This is a genomic window from Streptomyces sp. NPDC017202 (genome assembly GCF_044331705.1).
Lineage (GTDB): Bacteria > Actinomycetota > Actinomycetes > Streptomycetales > Streptomycetaceae > Streptomyces.
This window is the reverse complement of the sequence record NZ_JBIRNP010000004.1, coordinates 446,989-462,475: the sequence shown is the minus strand read 5'-3', so window position 1 is coordinate 462,475 and position 15,487 is coordinate 446,989. Positions and strand designations below refer to the sequence as shown.

Genomic DNA, 15,487 nt, shown 5'->3' with positions numbered 1-15,487 from the left:
CAGGTGCACGAGTCCACCGCCCCTGACCAGCAAAAACCCAGCTCCCCAAGATCCCCGGCAAGACCCAGGGCAAGAAGAAGTAACGCGACACCGACAAGCCCCCGACCTGCGAGTTTCTCGCGGGACGGGGGCTTGTCGGTGAGGTCGGGCACCGTCTCCGTCGGCTGGGGCGGTCAGTGTCGCTGGTGGCCGGGGCTCGGTCACGCCGACAGTGGTACCGCGTGGATCTCGTCCGCCTTGTGGCCCGCGCGTTCGTGGATGCGCTGGACCGCGTCCGCCGAGGGGCCCTCGGAGAGGCAGAAGACGGTGCCGGACTCCGGGTCCGCCCAGGCACCCTCGAAGTGCACGCCCTCCTCCGCCTCGATCTCGAGGTCGGCCTGATGGGCCTGGTGGAGCTGGTCGGCGGTGATGCCCTTCATGTCGTGGTGGACGTCCATGAACTTGGTCATGACCGCATCCCCTTTCTCATGCGGGCACGCCGCGCATGAGGGCCTGCCCGCTGTCGCTCTCTCCATGCTGCGCCTGTGTGCACGCGCTCGCGCGGGCAGGGGCGCGTCAGGAAAAGAGCCGGGAGGAGAAGGACGTCAGAAGAAGGACGTGAAAGGAGGAGAAGGGCGTGAGAAGAGGGGCCCGGCGCGTTCCGCGGCCGGTCCCCTCCCGTCGTGGCGTCTCAGCCGCACTGGCAGGGGCTGCCCGACTGGCAGCCGCAGCCGCAGCCCGAACCGCAGCCGCACGCCGCGATCAGGAGCAGGTTCTTGATCTCGGCGGGTTGCTCGGTCGGGCGTTCCTGGGTGGGGTCGGGCTTGCTGGGGGCTTCGGCCATGGGTTCCTCCTGGAGGCCTGGAGGCAGGAGCGCCTGTGCCCAGTTCATGCCCGTGGGGGCGGGCGCGTCAACGGCGCACGGAGGCTTCCGGGAGCCTCCGGCCCGTCCCGGAGAAGGCGTGGCACGCCCCCTCCGGTGCCGCGTCGGGGGCGCGTCCCGGGACGGACCGCCCCCTCCGGGAGCCTCAGCGAGGAGGGGCGGGGCGGAGCGTGCCGCCTCCGGTTCCGGCGTCGTGGGGCGGAGCGGACCGTACCGCCCCCGCCCCACCACCGAGCCGGCTACACCTCCTCCGGCCCCGCGACCGGCGGGATCTCGGCCTGCAGGTCCTGCTGGAGGTTGTCCGCGTGTTCGCCCGTCACCAGGAACACGACACGCTTGGCGACCGCCACCGCGTGGTCGGCGAAGCGCTCGTAGTAGCGGCCGAGCAGTGTCACGTCGACGGCCGTCTCGATGCCGTGCTTCCAACGGTCGTCGATCAGGTGCTGGAAGAGGGTGCGGTGCAGCAGGTCCATCGCGTCGTCGTCGGTCTCCAGCTGGAGCGCGAGGTCGACGTCCTTCGTGATGATCACTTCGGCCGCCTTGGCCATCAGGCGCTGCGCGAGCTGCCCCATCTCCAGGATGGTGGCGTGCAGGTCCTGCGGCACCGCCCGCTCGGGGAAGCGCAGCCGGGCCAGCTTCGCCACGTGCTGGGCGAGGTCGCCGGAGCGTTCCAGGTCGGCCGACATGCGCAGCGACGTGACGACTATGCGCAGGTCCGTCGCCACCGGCTGCTGGCGCGCGAGCAGCGCAATGGCCCGCGCCTCGAGGTCGTGCTGGAGTTCGTCGACCTTCTTGTCGGCTTCGATCACGCTCTCGGCCAGCTTGAGATCGGCATCGAGGATGGCGGTCGTGGCGCGCCCGATCGCCGACCCCACCAGCCGGGCCATCTCCACCAGTCCGTCGCCGATCGAGTCCAGTTCCTCGTGGTACGCGTCCCGCATCAGGGTTCCCTCTCGTACGTGGTTCTCGGGGGTTCAGGGGCCGGTACCGGCCGTGGAACCGGCGCTGCGAACCCCACGGTGCCACGGTCGGCCCCGTACGCGTCGGATTCCGTCACCTCAAATGAATCACCCCTGGCTCCCAGGTGAACTCTGGGCGACGAGTGTTCGAGGTCGCACCTCGATGGCTGTGGCCAGGACGTATCGCATGCCTAACCTGGACGCATGGACGTGAACGCGGCGGTCGCCGCAGCGGCAGCGATCGCCGGGGTGCTCACCGGTGTCATCGCCATGCTGGCGTTCCGTTGGAGCGAACGCGACCAGAACCGACCCACCAGGACCTCCTTGCACACCGATCCCGTCCTTCCGCCGGGCGTGGACACCGTCCTGTCCGTGCTCCGTTCCTCGGCCGTCGTCCTCGACGAGGCCGACGCCGTCGTCAAGGCGAGTTCCGCCGCGTACGCCCTCGGGCTGGTCCGCGGCGGCAAGCTCGCCGTCGAACCGATGCTCCAGATGGCACGCGACACCCGGCGTGACGGCGAGATACGGCAGGTGGAGCTGGACCTGCCCCGGCGCGGCACCGGCCGGGGCGAAGCCCTCGCGGTGTCGGCCCGGGTGGCTCCGCTCGGCTCCCGGCTCGTCCTCCTGCTCGTCGAGGACCTCACCGAGGCCCGGCGCATCGAGGCCGTCCGCCGCGACTTCGTCGCGAACGTCAGTCACGAGCTGAAGACCCCGGTCGGCGCCCTGTCCCTGCTCTCCGAAGCAGTCATGGACGCCTCCGAGGACCCCGAGGCGGTGGAGCGCTTCGCCGGCCGGATGCAGATCGAGGCGACCCGCCTGACCAACCTGGTCCAGGAGCTGATCGACCTCTCCCGGGTCCAGAACGACGATCCCCTGGAGGACGCCGAACCGGTCCGCGTCGACGAACTCGTCGCCGAGGCCATCGACCGCTGCCGGCACCAGGCCGGCGCCAAACAGATCACCATGGCCGCGAACGTGGGACCGACCGCAGGGCTCGAGCCCGGTGGCGGTCAGCGGGACGGCACCGCCGACCTGCGCATCTGGGGCAACCGTGGTCAGCTGGCCGCGGCCCTCGGCAACCTGGTCGAGAACGCCGTCAACTACTCACCCGCCCGCACCCGCGTCGGCATCGCCGCCCGCAGGGTCACCCTGCACGGCGGGGAACTGATCGAGATCGCCGTGACCGACCAGGGCATAGGCATCTCGGAGAAGGACAAGGAGCGCATCTTCGAGCGCTTCTACCGGGTCGACCCCGCCCGGTCCCGTGCCACCGGCGGTACGGGCCTCGGGCTGGCGATCGTCAAACACGTGGCCGCCTCGCACGGCGGGGAGGTCGCGGTGTGGAGCGCTGAGGGACAGGGCTCCACGTTCACGCTGCGACTGCCGGAGGCGGGCGCCGCCCGTGACCGTGCCCAGCAGCCCCCCGGCCTCGACGACGACGTGGAGGCCGGGACCTCCGCCGGCACCCCCCATGCCTCACCTGCCTCACCTGCTTCACCCCCCGAGTCAACCGCGTACCAGACGCTTTCCGCCCCGGAGGTCCATCCGTGACCCGAGTGCTCGTCGTCGAGGACGAGGAGTCCTTCTCCGACGCCCTGTCGTACATGCTCCGCAAGGAGGGCTTCGAGGTCGCTGTCGCGACCACGGGTCCCGACGGACTCGACGAGTTCGAGCGCAACGGCGCCGACCTCGTGCTTCTCGACCTGATGCTGCCGGGTCTGCCCGGCACGGAGGTCTGCCGCCAGCTGCGCGGCCGCTCCAACGTCCCCGTGATCATGGTGACCGCCAAGGACAGCGAGATCGACAAGGTGGTCGGCCTCGAGATAGGAGCCGACGACTACGTCACCAAGCCGTTCTCCTCCCGCGAGCTGGTGGCCCGCATCCGCGCCGTGCTGCGGCGCCGCGGCGAGCCGGAGGAGGTCACCCCGGCCGCCCTGGAGGCCGGCCCGGTCCGTATGGACGTCGACCGCCACGTCGTCACCGTCTCCGGCTCCAAGGTCGACCTCCCCCTCAAGGAGTTCGACCTCCTGGAGATGCTGCTGCGCAACGCGGGCCGCGTCCTGACCCGCATGCAGCTCATCGACCGCGTCTGGGGCGCCGACTACGTCGGCGACACCAAGACCCTCGACGTCCACGTCAAGCGCCTGCGCGCGAAGATCGAGCCCGACCCGGGTGCCCCGCGGTACCTGGTGACGGTGCGGGGGCTCGGCTACAAGTTCGAGCCGTAAACCGCCGTCGGTCGTAAACCGCCGTCGGCCGCAGACCGTGAACCGTGAGCGGTGACCGGCCGGGGCGCACGGCGAAGGGGCGGCACCCCCATGGGGGTGCCGCCCCTTCGCCGTGCGTGCGTGACGGGCGTACGGCGCTCAGCCTGCGGCCGTCTCCGACTGCGAGGCGCTCGGGGAGGCCGTGTCGGTCGGGCTCCCGCTCTCGGCGCCCGCGGTCGCGGAGGCCGACTCGCTCGGGGACGCCGACTCGGAGGCGGACTCCGCCGGGGCGCTCGGGATGTCGCTCGGGCCCCACTCGGCGAAGTAGTGCTCGGCCGGCACGACGAAGGCGCGCAGGCTGACCTCACCGGTCTCGCTGAAGGTGAAGGTGACCTTCTGGGCGTTGCCGTCCTGGATCGCCTCGGGGGTGCTGGAGAGGCTGGCGGTGGCGTTGTTCTCGCCGCCGATGACGACGGAGCCGCCGGCCGGGACGGTCAGCTTGCCGTCGCCCTCGGCGGGCTTGATCTCGGCGGTGCCGTCGGCACCGTCCACGGCGATGGACTCCAGGGTCTGCGCCTTGCTGCCGCTGTTGAAGACGGTCGCGGAGATGGCGGCGGGGCCCGTGGCCTCCGGGTCGGGCTGGGTGATGATGACGACGTTCTGCAGCTTGATGTCGCCCACACTGGTGGCGGCGTTGTCCGGCTTGATCTGCAGTGTCTGAGCGTCGTTCCCGGCGCCGCAGGCGGCGAGCGTGGCGATCGAGAACACGAGGGCGGAGGCGGCGAGGGCGCCGCGTCGAAGGCTGCTGCTCACGGCGGCGGCAACTCCTTGGGAATGCAGGGGCAGCTCCTTGGATAAAGCCGCCCTAAGGGTCTGTCAGCGGCCTCAGGTTACCGAGCCGTTCCCACGCGGCCGCACCCGACCCGCCTCTGGGGCGCTTCGGGCGCACATCGGCGCCTGTGCGAGGTGTCTCCGTCACCGTGGTCACCACCGTCCCGGCAGCCACAAGTGACCCGTGAGTCACATTGGCTTCCAGATGATCGCCGGGATGTGGTCGTGCATTCACATAAGCGCCGCTCACCGGCGGTCGCGGATTTTTCGCGAGGGAATGCGCGGGCGTCGGGAGAATTGATCACCGCCTGTTCGGCCGGTCGTGTGATCAATTCCGGAAACGGCGCGGATCCTGCTCCGGACACCGAACGGAGTAGCGGAAGTCGCACATCCGGAAGCGGACATTTGGGGATGTTCGGTCGCCTGGAGGAGCCTCCGGGCGGGTGTGGCGTGCGTGTTTCACGCCCCGCGGAGAGCCGCTCCGACCTGCGAATACCTGCTTCCGCCACCCGGTCGCAGCACGTTCCTGTTGCTGTTGTCAAGCCCCGAGATATGCCCTGACCTGCGAAAACGTCATTCAGAACCCGCAGTTTCCGTGTTACCCTGGATAGCCACGGAAGGGGTACCTGTCACATGACGTTCAAGGTTGGCGACACCGTGGTCTATCCCCATCACGGGGCCGCGCTGATCGAGGCCATCGAAACTCGCCAGATCAAAGGCGTGGACAAGACCTACTTGGTGCTGAAGGTCGCCCAGGGTGACCTGACGGTACGTGTGCCAGCGGACAATGCGGAGTTCGTGGGCGTGCGTGATGTGGTCGGTCAGGACGGGCTGGACCGGGTCTTCGAGGTGCTGCGTGCGCCGTATGCCGAGGAGCCCACGAACTGGTCGCGTCGTTACAAGGCAAATCTGGAGAAGCTCGCCTCCGGCGACGTCATCAAGGTCGCGGAAGTCGTGCGTGACCTGTGGCGCCGTGAGCGTGAGCGCGGACTCTCCGCCGGTGAGAAGCGCATGCTCGCCAAGGCCCGCCAGATCCTGGTGAGCGAGCTCGCGCTCGCGGAGAACACGAACGAGGACAAGGCCGAGGCCCTGCTCGACGAGGTCCTCGCGTCCTGACGCCGAGACCCGCCGGCCTCAGCTCAGCTCGCTCAGCGCAGTGAACATGCCGTGGTGCCCGATGACGTATTCCCGTCGCCGGGCGCTGCGGCATGTTCATGCCCGAAACGCCGACGCGTGGACGCGTCCGCGCCCATAACGGTGCCGCGCGTGCTCACCTCGGACATACACCCCCGAGGCCCGGCGTGCCGGGCCCGGGCCGTTCACTGCCTCGACCGGTGTCACGGAAGGGTCCGGTCAGGGCGTCGCACCCGGCACGCTGTCTCCGTACCCACGTAGGCCGAGCACACAAACCTGACAGGAACCGATGTCTGACGATTCGCTTCCCGCACCCGTCCCCGCCCGCGCGGCCGCGGTGATCCCGGCCGCCGGCCGGGGCGTACGCCTCGGCCCGGGCGCCCCCAAAGCGCTCCGCGCACTCGGCGGGACCCCCATGCTGATCCACGCGGTGCGGGCCCTGGCCGCGTCCCGGGCCGTCTCCCTCGTCGTCGTCGTGGCCCCGCCGGACGGCGCCGCCGAGGTCAGGTCGCTGCTCGACACGCACGCGCTGCCCGACCGCACCGACTTCGTCGTCGTCCCCGGCGGCGAGACCCGCCAGGAGTCGGTGAAGCTCGGCCTCGACGCCCTGCCGCCCGGCCACGACATCGTCCTCGTGCACGACGCCGCCCGGCCGCTGGTGCCCGTCGACACCGTCGACGCCGTGATCGAGGCCGTCCGCGACGGCGCCCCCGCCGTCGTGCCGGCGCTGCCGCTGGCGGACACCGTCAAGGAGGTCGAACCGGCCGAGGTCCCCGGCGCGCCCGAACCGGTGGTCGCCACGCCCGATCGGGCGCGGCTGCGGGCCGTGCAGACGCCGCAGGGCTTCGACCGGGCCACCCTCGTCCGCGCCCACGAGACCGTCACCGACGACGTCACCGACGACGCCGGCATGGTCGAGCGGCTCGGCCTGACCGTCGTGGCCGTCCCCGGTCACGAGGAGGCCTTCAAGGTCACCCGCCCGCTGGACCTCGTCCTCGCGGAGGCGGTCCTCGCCCGCAGGAGGCTCAACGATGGCTTCTGAGACGGCCCCGGTGCCGCCCCTGCTGCCCCAGGTCGGCATCGGCACCGACATCCACGCCTTCGAGGAGGGCCGCGAGCTGTGGTGCGCGGGCCTGAGGTGGGAGGGCGAGGGGGCGGGCCTGGCCGGTCACTCCGACGCGGACGTCGTCGCGCACGCCGCGTGCAACGCGCTGTTCTCCGCCGCCGGGCTCGGCGACCTCGGGCAGCACTTCGGCACCGGCCGACCCGAGTGGTCCGGCGCCTCGGGCGTGACGCTGCTGACGGAGGCGGCGCGGATCGTGCGCGCCGCCGGCTTCGGCATCGGCAACATCGCCGTCCAGGTCGTCGGCCCCCGCCCCAAGATCGGCAAGCGCCGCGAGGAGGCGCAGAAGATCCTCTCCGAGGCCGCGGGAGCCCCGGTGTCGGTGTCGGGCGCGACGACGGACGGCCTGGGTTTCCCCGGCCGGGACGAGGGCCTGATGGCGGTGGCGACGGCGCTGGTGGTGCGACAGGGCTGAGGACCGCGGCGCGGGGGCCGCGGAGTCCGGACCCGCCGGCCGGACCCGCCGGCCGGACCCGCCGGCCGGACCCGCCGGCCGGACCCGCCGGCCGGACCCGCCGGCCGGACCCGCCGGCCGGCCGGACCCGCCGGCCGGCCGGACCCGCCGACCGGCCGGGCGCGGGCTCCCGGCCCCGCCGGCGGCGGGCACCCCACCCGCAAACCGGTGGAAGGTGTCGTGCACTTGCCCACGCCCACTACCCTGGAGGGGTGACCATTCGCCTGTACGACACCAGCGCCCGGCAGATCCGTGACTTCGCCCCGCTCACGCCGGGTTGCGTCTCGATCTACCTGTGTGGTGCCACCGTGCAGGCGGCCCCGCACATCGGGCACATCCGCTCCGGCCTGAACTTCGACATCATGCGCCGCTGGTTCGCCCACCGCGGCTACGACGTCACGTTCATCCGGAACGTCACCGACATCGACGACAAGATCATCGCCAAGTCGCGCGACCAGGACCGCCCCTGGTGGTCCATCGGGTACGAGAACGAGCGGGCGTTCGACGACGGCTACCAGGCCCTCGGCTGCCTCCCGCCGACCTACGAGCCGCGGGCCACCGGGCACGTCCCCGAGATGATCGAGATGATGCGCGGGCTCATCGAGCGCGGCCACGCCTACGAGGCCGACGGCAGCGTCTACTTCGACGTGCGTTCCTTCCCCGGCTACCTGACGCTGTCCAACCAGGACATCGACGACCTGCGCCAGCCGGCCGAGGACGGCATCACCGGCAAGCGCGACCCCCGTGACTTCGCGATGTGGAAGGCCACCAAGCCGGGCGAGCCCGACTGGGAGACCCCGTGGGGCCGCGGCCGTCCCGGCTGGCACCTGGAGTGCTCGGCGATGGCCCACAAGTACCTGGGCTCCGCCTTCGACATCCACGGCGGCGGCCTGGACCTGATCTTCCCCCACCACGAGAACGAGATCGCCCAGGCCAAGGCCTACGGCGACGAGTTCGCGCGGTACTGGGTGCACAACGCCTGGGTCACCATGAGCGGCGAGAAGATGTCCAAGTCGCTCGGGAACAGCGTCCTGGTCTCCGAGATGGTCAAGCGGTGGCGTCCCATCGTGCTGCGCTACTACCTGGGCACCCCGCACTACCGCTCGATGATCGAGTACAGCGAGGAGGCCCTGCGCGAGGCCGAGTCGGCGTTCGCGCGGATCGAGGGCTTCGTGCAGCGCGTCGTCGAGAAGGCCGGGGGAGTCGTCGAGCCCGCCGCCGACGTGCCGCCCGCCTTCGCCGAGGCGATGGACGACGACCTGGGCGTCCCGCAGGCCCTCGCCGTCCTGCACACCACCGTCCGGCAGGGCAACTCCGCCCTGGCCGCCGACGACAAGGAAGCCGCCGTGGCCCGCCTCGCCGAGGTGCGCGCCATGCTCGGCGTCCTCGGCCTGGACCCCCTCGACCCGCACTGGGCCGGGGAGAGCGACCGGGGCGAGGACCTGTACGGCGTCGTCGACACCCTGGTCCGCATGGTCCTCGACCAGCGGGAGGCGGCGCGCGGCCGCAAGGACTGGGCCACCGCGGACGCCATCCGCGACCAGCTCAACCAGTCGGGGCTGTTCATCGAGGACGGCCCCCAGGGGCCGCGCTGGACACTCGGCCCGCGCTGAGCACCCCCTTGATCGATCCTTGATGCATTCTTGATCGATTGTGCCGCCCGGGTGTCCGGGCGGCACACTGCATTACGTACGCACGCACGCTTCACGACAGACGGGTAGGTCATGGCAGCCAACAACCGCCGCATGTCCGGCAAGAAGGGCGCGCAGGTCGGCAGTGGCGGCCAGCGGCGCCGGGGCCTGGAGGGCAAGGGTCCGACCCCGCCCGCCGAGATGCGCAAGGGCCACAAGAAGAACCGCCTCGCCACCGCGAAGGCCAAGCAGACCGCGCGCCGTCCGGTGCCGCGCGGCCGCGGCGGCAAGTCGCCCTCCGAACTGGTCGTCGGCCGCAACCCGGTCGTCGAGGCGCTCCGCGGCGGCGTGCCCGCCTCCACGCTGTACGTCCAGCAGTTCATCGACAACGACGAGCGGGTGCGCGAGGCGCTCCAGCTCGCGGCCGAGCGCGGCGGCATCAACCTCATGGAGGCCCCGCGCCCCGAGCTGGACCGCATGACCAACGGCCTCAACCACCAGGGCCTGGTCCTCCAGGTCCCGCCGTACGAGTACGCGCACCCCGAGGACCTGGCCAACGCCGCCTACGACGACGGCGAGGACCCGCTGATCGTCGCCCTCGACGGCGTGACCGACCCGCGCAACCTCGGTGCCGTCGTCCGCTCGGTCTCCGCCTTCGGCGGCCACGGCGTCGTCGTTCCCGAGCGCCGCGCGGCCGGCATGACCGCCGGCGCCTGGAAGACGTCCGCCGGCGCGGCGGCCCGCACGCCGGTGGCCCGCGCCACCAACCTCACCCGTGCCCTGGAGGCGTACAAGAAGGCCGGCATCACGATCGTCGGTCTGGCCGCCGACGGCGAGACCGAGATCGGTGAGCTGGCGGCCCTGAGCGGCCCGGTCGTCGTCGTCGTCGGCAGCGAGGGCAAGGGCCTGTCCCGTCTCGTCGGCGAGACCTGCGACCACCGGGTGCGGATCCCCATGCCGGGCGGCGCGGAATCGCTCAACGCCGGTGTGGCGGCGGGGATCGTGCTGTACGAGGCGGCTCGGCGCAGGACCTGAGACGGGTCGGGTCCGGGGCCGGGACAGGGGCGGGGAACGCCCCGTCCCGGGACCGGCGCCCGACGGCGGACGGGCCGCACGCCCGTCCACCGGCTCACCCGTACGGGGTAATTCCGGCGCGTCGGGCAACTTTGACGCTGTCCGGACAGATCCGGCGGGTCGAGGCAGTGTCCTCAGGACACGTCACTCGGTTAGATGAGTGTGGACACCAGAACACCCCGCACACCCACGGGGGACCTCTCGTCGGGCTTCGACGACGCTCCCGCGCTGAGCATGGTGAAGGTGCCGAGCGACCCGGCGCAGATCATCGTCAATCACGCGAGTTTCCGCGTGCAGCTGGGAGCGTCGGCACGACGCAGCCAATCCCCGCGGATCTCCCGGCACGCGGGCGTCGCCGAGGACACCGCGCGCATCCCCGTCGCCGGGGCCCGTGCCGCCCGTCGTCGGCCGGTCGTCTGGAGCGGCCGGTCCGCACCGGACGACACCGGCGCCCACCGGCTGCTCCAAGCCGTGCGGGCAGGCAGCGTCGGCCACGGCGAACCGCCCGCCGACGCCGGAGCCACCCAGGTCATCCCCCGCGTGGGGATCGGCGACGGCTACGACGGCGACTTCACCGCGCACACCCTCGAAACCCCCCTCGTCGGCGCCCAGCGCACCCACGGCGACGGCGAACAGCGGCTCCTGCCGCAGATGCGCACCGTCGGCAGCGCCTACGACGAGCCCGCCTACGACCAGTCCGGCTACGACCAGTCCGGCTACGACGGGTCCGGTTACGACGGGTCCGGTTACGGCGGGTCCGGTTACGACCGGCCGGCCCACGACGACGGCAGGTTCGAGGAGTTCGCGGAGGCCGCCGCCGCGGCGGACCCCGGTTCGCGCGGCAGACGGCAGCACGGCGACCCGGCCCGGCACGCCTACTACCCCGGCCGCCGGATGAACCTCGGCGTCGTCCTGCTCCCGCTGCGCATCCTCCTCGGCTTCATCTCCATCTACGCCGGCATGGGCAAGCTGTGCGACCCCGTCTACTTCGACGGCGGCGAGCGCGGCTCCATGGTGAAGTGGCTCAACACCCTCCACCCGTGGGAAGTCGCCGAGCCGCTGCGCCAGTTCGCCCTCCACCACCCCGTCGGCTCCGGTCTCGTCATCGCCTTCCTCCAGGTCGTCGTCGGCGTCCTCACCGTCCTGGGCTGCTGGCAGCGGGTCGCGGCCGGCTTCGGCGCCATGCTCTCGGCCGCACTCCTGCTCACCGTCAGCTGGAAGACCGTCCCCGTCTACGAGACGCCCGACATCATCTACCTCGCCGCCTGGTCGCCGCTGGTCATCGCCGGCGCCCCCGTCTACTCCGTCGACGGCCGCCTCGCCGCCGGCGCCTGGCGGCGGCTCGGCCCGCGGTCCGACCTGTGGGAGCTGCGCCGTTACGTGCTGCGCCGCGGCACCCTCGTCACCGCGATCGTCGTCGGGCTCACCCTGCTGACCGGGTCGCTGCTCGGCGGTGCCGTCCGCGACGCCGACCGCGTCGTCGTCCCCGGCCCGGGGGAGGCCCCCCGCAACGAACTGCCCGGCTCGCCCCTCCCCGAGGAGTCCGACGGCCGCCGGCCGAGCAGGACGCCGTCCGCGTCCACCTCGCCGACCCAGGGCAGCACCTCCGAGGCGCCGACGCGGGACGAGGACTCCGCTCCGGGCGCCACGCGGGACACCGGGACCGCCACCAGCGGAGCCCCCAGCCAGACCCAGGGCACCGGCGGCGAGGCCCCGCCGGAGCGGTCCAGCCCGGTCGAGGAGGCCCCCAGCACCACCTCGGGGCCCACCTCCGGCGGCACCAGCAGCTCCGGCGGCACCAGCACCTCCGGCTCCACCGGCGGCTCGGACGGCGGCTCCCCGTCGGCGGAGCAGCGCGGCCTGGTGGGCGGCCTCCTGGGCTAGCCGTTTCCGCCCGTACGACGCCGGGGTCCCGCTCGCTCGAGAAAGCGAGCGGGACCCCGTCGTCGTACGGAGGTGCCCGGCCGTCAGCGGCCCAGCGCCGCCAGCTCCTTGGCCGCCTCCGTGAGGTCCTTCGCCGTGTCGATGGCCCGCCAGTACGCACCCTGCGGGATCGGGAACCCGGCCAGCCGCAGCTCGCGGGCCAGCTGCGGGAACGTGGTCCGCTCGTGGTCCCCGCGCTCGGGCAGCAGCCCGGCGAACTCGGGGGAGAAGACGTAGACGCCGGCGTTGACCTCGTACGTCGTGGGCGGGGCCTCGATGAAGTCCGTGATGTGGCCGAAGCCGTCCGTCTGCACGGCCCCCCACGGAATGCGCGGCCGGGCCAGCGCGAGGGTGGCGACCGCGCCGCGCTCGGTGTGGAAGTCCGCCATGTCGCGCAGCGAGAAACGGGTCCAGATGTCGCCGTTGGTGGCGTACCAGGGCCGCTCGGGGTGGGGCAGGCGGGCGGCCGCGTACCTCAGGCCGCCGCCGCGGCCGAGGGGTTCGGTCTCGACGACCGTGGTGACCTTCAGCGGCAGGTCGGCGGAGCTCAGCCAGTTCTCGAGGACGTCGGCGAGGTGGCCGCACGAGACCACGACGTCCGTCACGCCCTCCTCGGCGAGCCAGCCCAGCTGGTGACCGATGATCGGCGTCCCCGTCCCGGGGATCTCGACCATCGGCTTGGGCCGGTCGTCGGTGTAGGGACGCAGCCGGGACCCCTGGCCGCCGGCCAGGATGACGGCTTGCGTGGGTCGGGACGCGGCGCGCGGATCGGTCATGCCCGAACTGTACGCGGCGCCCCCGACCCGTCGAGAGGCTCCCCTGTGGGGCGTACGACGGGGCATGCGACGCCCCGCGGTCCGCCGTCCGGATCGGGCCGGGCCGGTCCGGACGGCCCGGACGGAAGGCCCTAGGCCCTGTCGTCAAATTCCCGCCTGCCCCGCGGCGCCATGCACGCACTCTCGCCGCACCGGGCCCTGACCCGAGTACGTCCAGTACGAGGATCAGGGCCCGGCACGCCGAGAGCACGCACCTGACGCCGCAGAGCCCGCCCTCCAGGCGGACGGCAGGAATTTGACGACAGGCCCTAGGGCGTGTCTGACAATTCCCGTCGGGCGCGCGACGCCTGGCACGGCACCTCGCCGCGTTGTCGGATCACCCGAGTACATCCAGTACACGGGCGATCCTCCGCCTTGCGATGCACCGCACCAGACGCCGCGCACTGATCCGACGCGAATTGTCAGACACGCCCTAGCCGTGCGCCGCCAGGACGCCGGAGGCGAAGGACGTGTCGCACACCGGGCGGGTGTAGGACTGGGCGCGTGAGGGGCCGTAGACGCGGACGGCGGCGCGGCCCAGGGCGCGGGCGATGGAGGTGCAGTGCTTCGCCAGGGACGGCTTGCCGTTCACCGCGGCCTGGAGGTGGGTCAGCGCGGTGCCCGGGTCCTTCTCCTGCAGCTCGGTCAGCAGCCGGTCGCGCAGGACGTCCTGCGGGGCCTTGGCGGCACCCTGCGCGGTGCGGTGGACGGTGGAGACGTCGGAGGCGGTGAGCACCGAATCCGAGGGGTTCCCCGACCAGTTGACCCGGGTGACCGCGAGGGTTCCCGAGAGCACCATGACGACGGGCAGGACGAGGGCGAGCGAGCGGCCGATCCGTCGGGCGGGGCCCTGGCCGCGTCGCGACGGTTGGGTGGCGGAGTGGTTCACGGAGTGCTTCACGCGTGTGAGGGTAGCGCGGGGTAATGATTTGGCGACATTCAGTCACCCGGTCGGGGGATGGAGTGGTGCCTCTTTTTGGGTAAGGCGTTGACGCTCACTGCTCGAAACGCCCGTTGTGCCGGGGTTTCCGGCGTCCGTGCGGACCCCGTGCGAGAAGGGCCCCGCGGCAGCTGCCGCGGGGCCCTTCTCGTCGGTGCTGGCGGTCGGTGCGGGTGGGTCACCCGGCCGAGCGCGCTTCGGTCGTCGCTCAGTCGGAGAGGCGCGCGCCCGTGGAGGTCGAGAACACGTGAGTCTCGCCGGCGCGCGGCACGACGTGCAGCGTGCTGCCCTTCTCCGGGACGTTGCGGCCGCCGACACGGACGACGAGGTCCTTCGACTCGCCGCCGACCGTGGCGGTGCCGTAGACGAAGGCGTCGGAGCCCAGCTCCTCGACCACGTTCACGACGACCGCGAGGCCCTGCTCGGAGTCGGCGCCGGCCACGTCGAAGTGCTCGGGACGCACGCCGACGGTGACCGTCTTGTCGGTGGCCGCGGAGAGCGCGTCACGCTGCACCGGCACGACCGACTTGCCGAACTTCACGCCGCCGTCGGCGATCGGGACCTCGACGAGGTTCATCGCCGGGGAGCCGATGAAGCCGGCCACGAAGAGGTTCGCCGGGCGGTCGTACATGTTGCGCGGGGTGTCGACCTGCTGGAGCAGACCGTCCTTGAGGACCGCCACGCGGTCACCCATCGTCAGCGCCTCGACCTGGTCGTGGGTGACGTACACGGTGGTGATGCCCAGACGGCGCTGGAGCGAGGCGATCTGCGTACGCGTCGACACGCGGAGCTTGGCGTCCAGGTTGGACAGCGGCTCGTCCATGAGGAAGACCTGCGGCTCGCGCACGATGGCGCGGCCCATCGCGACACGCTGGCGCTGACCGCCGGACAGGGCCTTCGGCTTGCGGTCCAGGTACTCGGTGAGGTCGAGGATCTTCGCGGCCTCCTCGACCTTCTGCCGGATCTCCGTCTTGTTGACGCCGGCGATCTTGAGCGCGAAGCCCATGTTGTCGGCGACGGTCATGTGCGGGTAGAGCGCGTAGTTCTGGAACACCATGGCGATGTCCCGGTCCTTCGGCGGCAGGTGCGTGACGTCGCGGTCACCGATGCGGATGGCGCCGCCGTTGACGTCCTCGAGCCCCGCGAGCATCCGGAGCGAGGTGGACTTGCCGCAGCCCGACGGGCCGACCAGGACGAGGAACTCGCCGTCCGCGATGTCGATCTCGAGTGCGTCGACGGCGGGCTTGGTGGAACCCGGGTAGATCCGGGTCGCCTTGTCGAACGTGACAGTGGCCATGGTGATGGGCCCCCTTCTACCGGCAGGAACGTGCCGGACGATCCGTTGTAGGAAGGTGGTGAGCCGTCCCGGGCAGGACCCGGGAAGGTGTAGTCCACACGAGTGAACCGGATCTGGACGCTACCTGGCGTTCGCCCGCTCTGTCAGTACCCGGAGGCATGTGAACTTCGCGGAAATTCTCGACAGGGGTCCCCGGCGACCTGGGTACACTGCTCGGGCGCGCCCGCCGCACGCGAC

15 protein-coding genes are annotated in these 15,487 nt (G+C 71.8%); 8 read left to right on the top strand and 7 right to left on the bottom strand.

Features of this window, described 5'->3' with window-relative positions; genetic code table 11:
- Positions 1-200: 200 nt before the first annotated feature.
- The 3 genes from ACH4N1_RS12145 to phoU all read right to left on the bottom strand — a co-directional run bounded on the left by ACH4N1_RS12145 (position 201) and on the right by phoU (position 1,803).
- Positions 201-449: an SCO4226 family nickel-binding protein gene (locus ACH4N1_RS12145; RefSeq protein WP_398096542.1), complete on the bottom strand. Its 249-nt coding sequence runs from the start codon at positions 447-449 to the stop codon at positions 201-203.
- Positions 450-670: 221 nt separating this feature from the next.
- Positions 671-823: a hypothetical protein gene (locus ACH4N1_RS12140; protein ID WP_363086841.1), complete on the bottom strand. Its 153-nt coding sequence runs from the start codon at positions 821-823 to the stop codon at positions 671-673.
- A 278-nt stretch (positions 824-1,101) separates the two neighbouring features.
- On the bottom strand, positions 1,102-1,803 hold the full coding sequence (gene phoU, locus ACH4N1_RS12135) for a phosphate signaling complex protein PhoU (RefSeq protein WP_398096540.1): 702 nt from the start codon (positions 1,801-1,803) through the stop codon (positions 1,102-1,104).
- Between the two features lie 222 nt (positions 1,804-2,025).
- Here phoU and ACH4N1_RS12130 point away from each other — a divergent pair, with 222 nt between their 5' ends.
- Both ACH4N1_RS12130 and ACH4N1_RS12125 read left to right on the top strand, forming a co-directional pair.
- Entirely contained in the window at positions 2,026-3,372 is a 1,347-nt protein-coding gene (locus ACH4N1_RS12130) for a sensor histidine kinase (protein WP_398096538.1), read from the top strand.
- Positions 3,369-4,049, top strand: a complete 681-nt coding sequence (locus tag ACH4N1_RS12125) for a response regulator transcription factor (RefSeq protein ID WP_015659563.1) — start codon at positions 3,369-3,371, stop codon at positions 4,047-4,049. Before ACH4N1_RS12130 ends, ACH4N1_RS12125 begins: the two co-directional genes overlap by 4 nt.
- A gap of 138 nt (positions 4,050-4,187) precedes the next feature.
- Here the strand turns inward: ACH4N1_RS12125 and ACH4N1_RS12120 are convergent, their stop codons facing one another.
- Positions 4,188-4,841 (bottom strand): DUF461 domain-containing protein, encoded by a 654-nt coding sequence (locus tag ACH4N1_RS12120; protein WP_398096537.1) that lies wholly within the window; start codon positions 4,839-4,841, stop codon positions 4,188-4,190.
- 651 nt (positions 4,842-5,492) lie between these two features.
- Between ACH4N1_RS12120 and ACH4N1_RS12115 the strand changes: the two genes are divergently transcribed.
- The 6 genes from ACH4N1_RS12115 to ACH4N1_RS12090 all read left to right on the top strand — a co-directional run bounded on the left by ACH4N1_RS12115 (position 5,493) and on the right by ACH4N1_RS12090 (position 12,159).
- Positions 5,493-5,975: a CarD family transcriptional regulator gene (locus tag ACH4N1_RS12115; RefSeq protein ID WP_003953493.1), complete on the top strand. Its 483-nt coding sequence runs from the start codon at positions 5,493-5,495 to the stop codon at positions 5,973-5,975.
- Between the two features lie 307 nt (positions 5,976-6,282).
- The gene (gene ispD, locus ACH4N1_RS12110; RefSeq protein WP_398096535.1) at positions 6,283-7,035 is read left to right on the top strand and encodes a 2-C-methyl-D-erythritol 4-phosphate cytidylyltransferase; all 753 of its coding nucleotides are present in this window, start codon (positions 6,283-6,285) and stop codon (positions 7,033-7,035) included.
- Positions 7,025-7,531 (top strand): 2-C-methyl-D-erythritol 2,4-cyclodiphosphate synthase, encoded by a 507-nt coding sequence (ispF, locus tag ACH4N1_RS12105; protein WP_398096534.1) that lies wholly within the window; start codon positions 7,025-7,027, stop codon positions 7,529-7,531. Before ispD ends, ispF begins: the two co-directional genes overlap by 11 nt.
- A 251-nt stretch (positions 7,532-7,782) precedes the next feature.
- Entirely contained in the window at positions 7,783-9,183 is a 1,401-nt protein-coding gene (gene cysS / locus ACH4N1_RS12100; RefSeq protein ID WP_398096532.1) for a cysteine--tRNA ligase, read from the top strand.
- 111 nt (positions 9,184-9,294) lie between these two features.
- Positions 9,295-10,236: a 23S rRNA (guanosine(2251)-2'-O)-methyltransferase RlmB gene (rlmB, locus tag ACH4N1_RS12095; protein ID WP_398096530.1), complete on the top strand. Its 942-nt coding sequence runs from the start codon at positions 9,295-9,297 to the stop codon at positions 10,234-10,236.
- A 195-nt stretch (positions 10,237-10,431) separates the two neighbouring features.
- Entirely contained in the window at positions 10,432-12,159 is a 1,728-nt protein-coding gene (locus tag ACH4N1_RS12090; protein WP_398096529.1) for a DoxX family membrane protein, read from the top strand.
- A gap of 83 nt (positions 12,160-12,242) precedes the next feature.
- Here ACH4N1_RS12090 and ACH4N1_RS12085 read toward each other — a convergent pair whose 3' ends face one another.
- The 3 genes from ACH4N1_RS12085 to ACH4N1_RS12075 all read right to left on the bottom strand — a co-directional run bounded on the left by ACH4N1_RS12085 (position 12,243) and on the right by ACH4N1_RS12075 (position 15,250).
- Positions 12,243-12,974: an NDP-sugar synthase gene (locus tag ACH4N1_RS12085; protein ID WP_398096528.1), complete on the bottom strand. Its 732-nt coding sequence runs from the start codon at positions 12,972-12,974 to the stop codon at positions 12,243-12,245.
- A gap of 472 nt (positions 12,975-13,446) precedes the next feature.
- The gene (locus ACH4N1_RS12080) at positions 13,447-13,914 is read right to left on the bottom strand and encodes a hypothetical protein (protein WP_398096526.1); all 468 of its coding nucleotides are present in this window, start codon (positions 13,912-13,914) and stop codon (positions 13,447-13,449) included.
- A gap of 247 nt (positions 13,915-14,161) precedes the next feature.
- On the bottom strand, positions 14,162-15,250 hold the full coding sequence (locus ACH4N1_RS12075; RefSeq protein ID WP_398096524.1) for an ABC transporter ATP-binding protein: 1,089 nt from the start codon (positions 15,248-15,250) through the stop codon (positions 14,162-14,164).
- Positions 15,251-15,487: the final 237 nt, after the last annotated feature.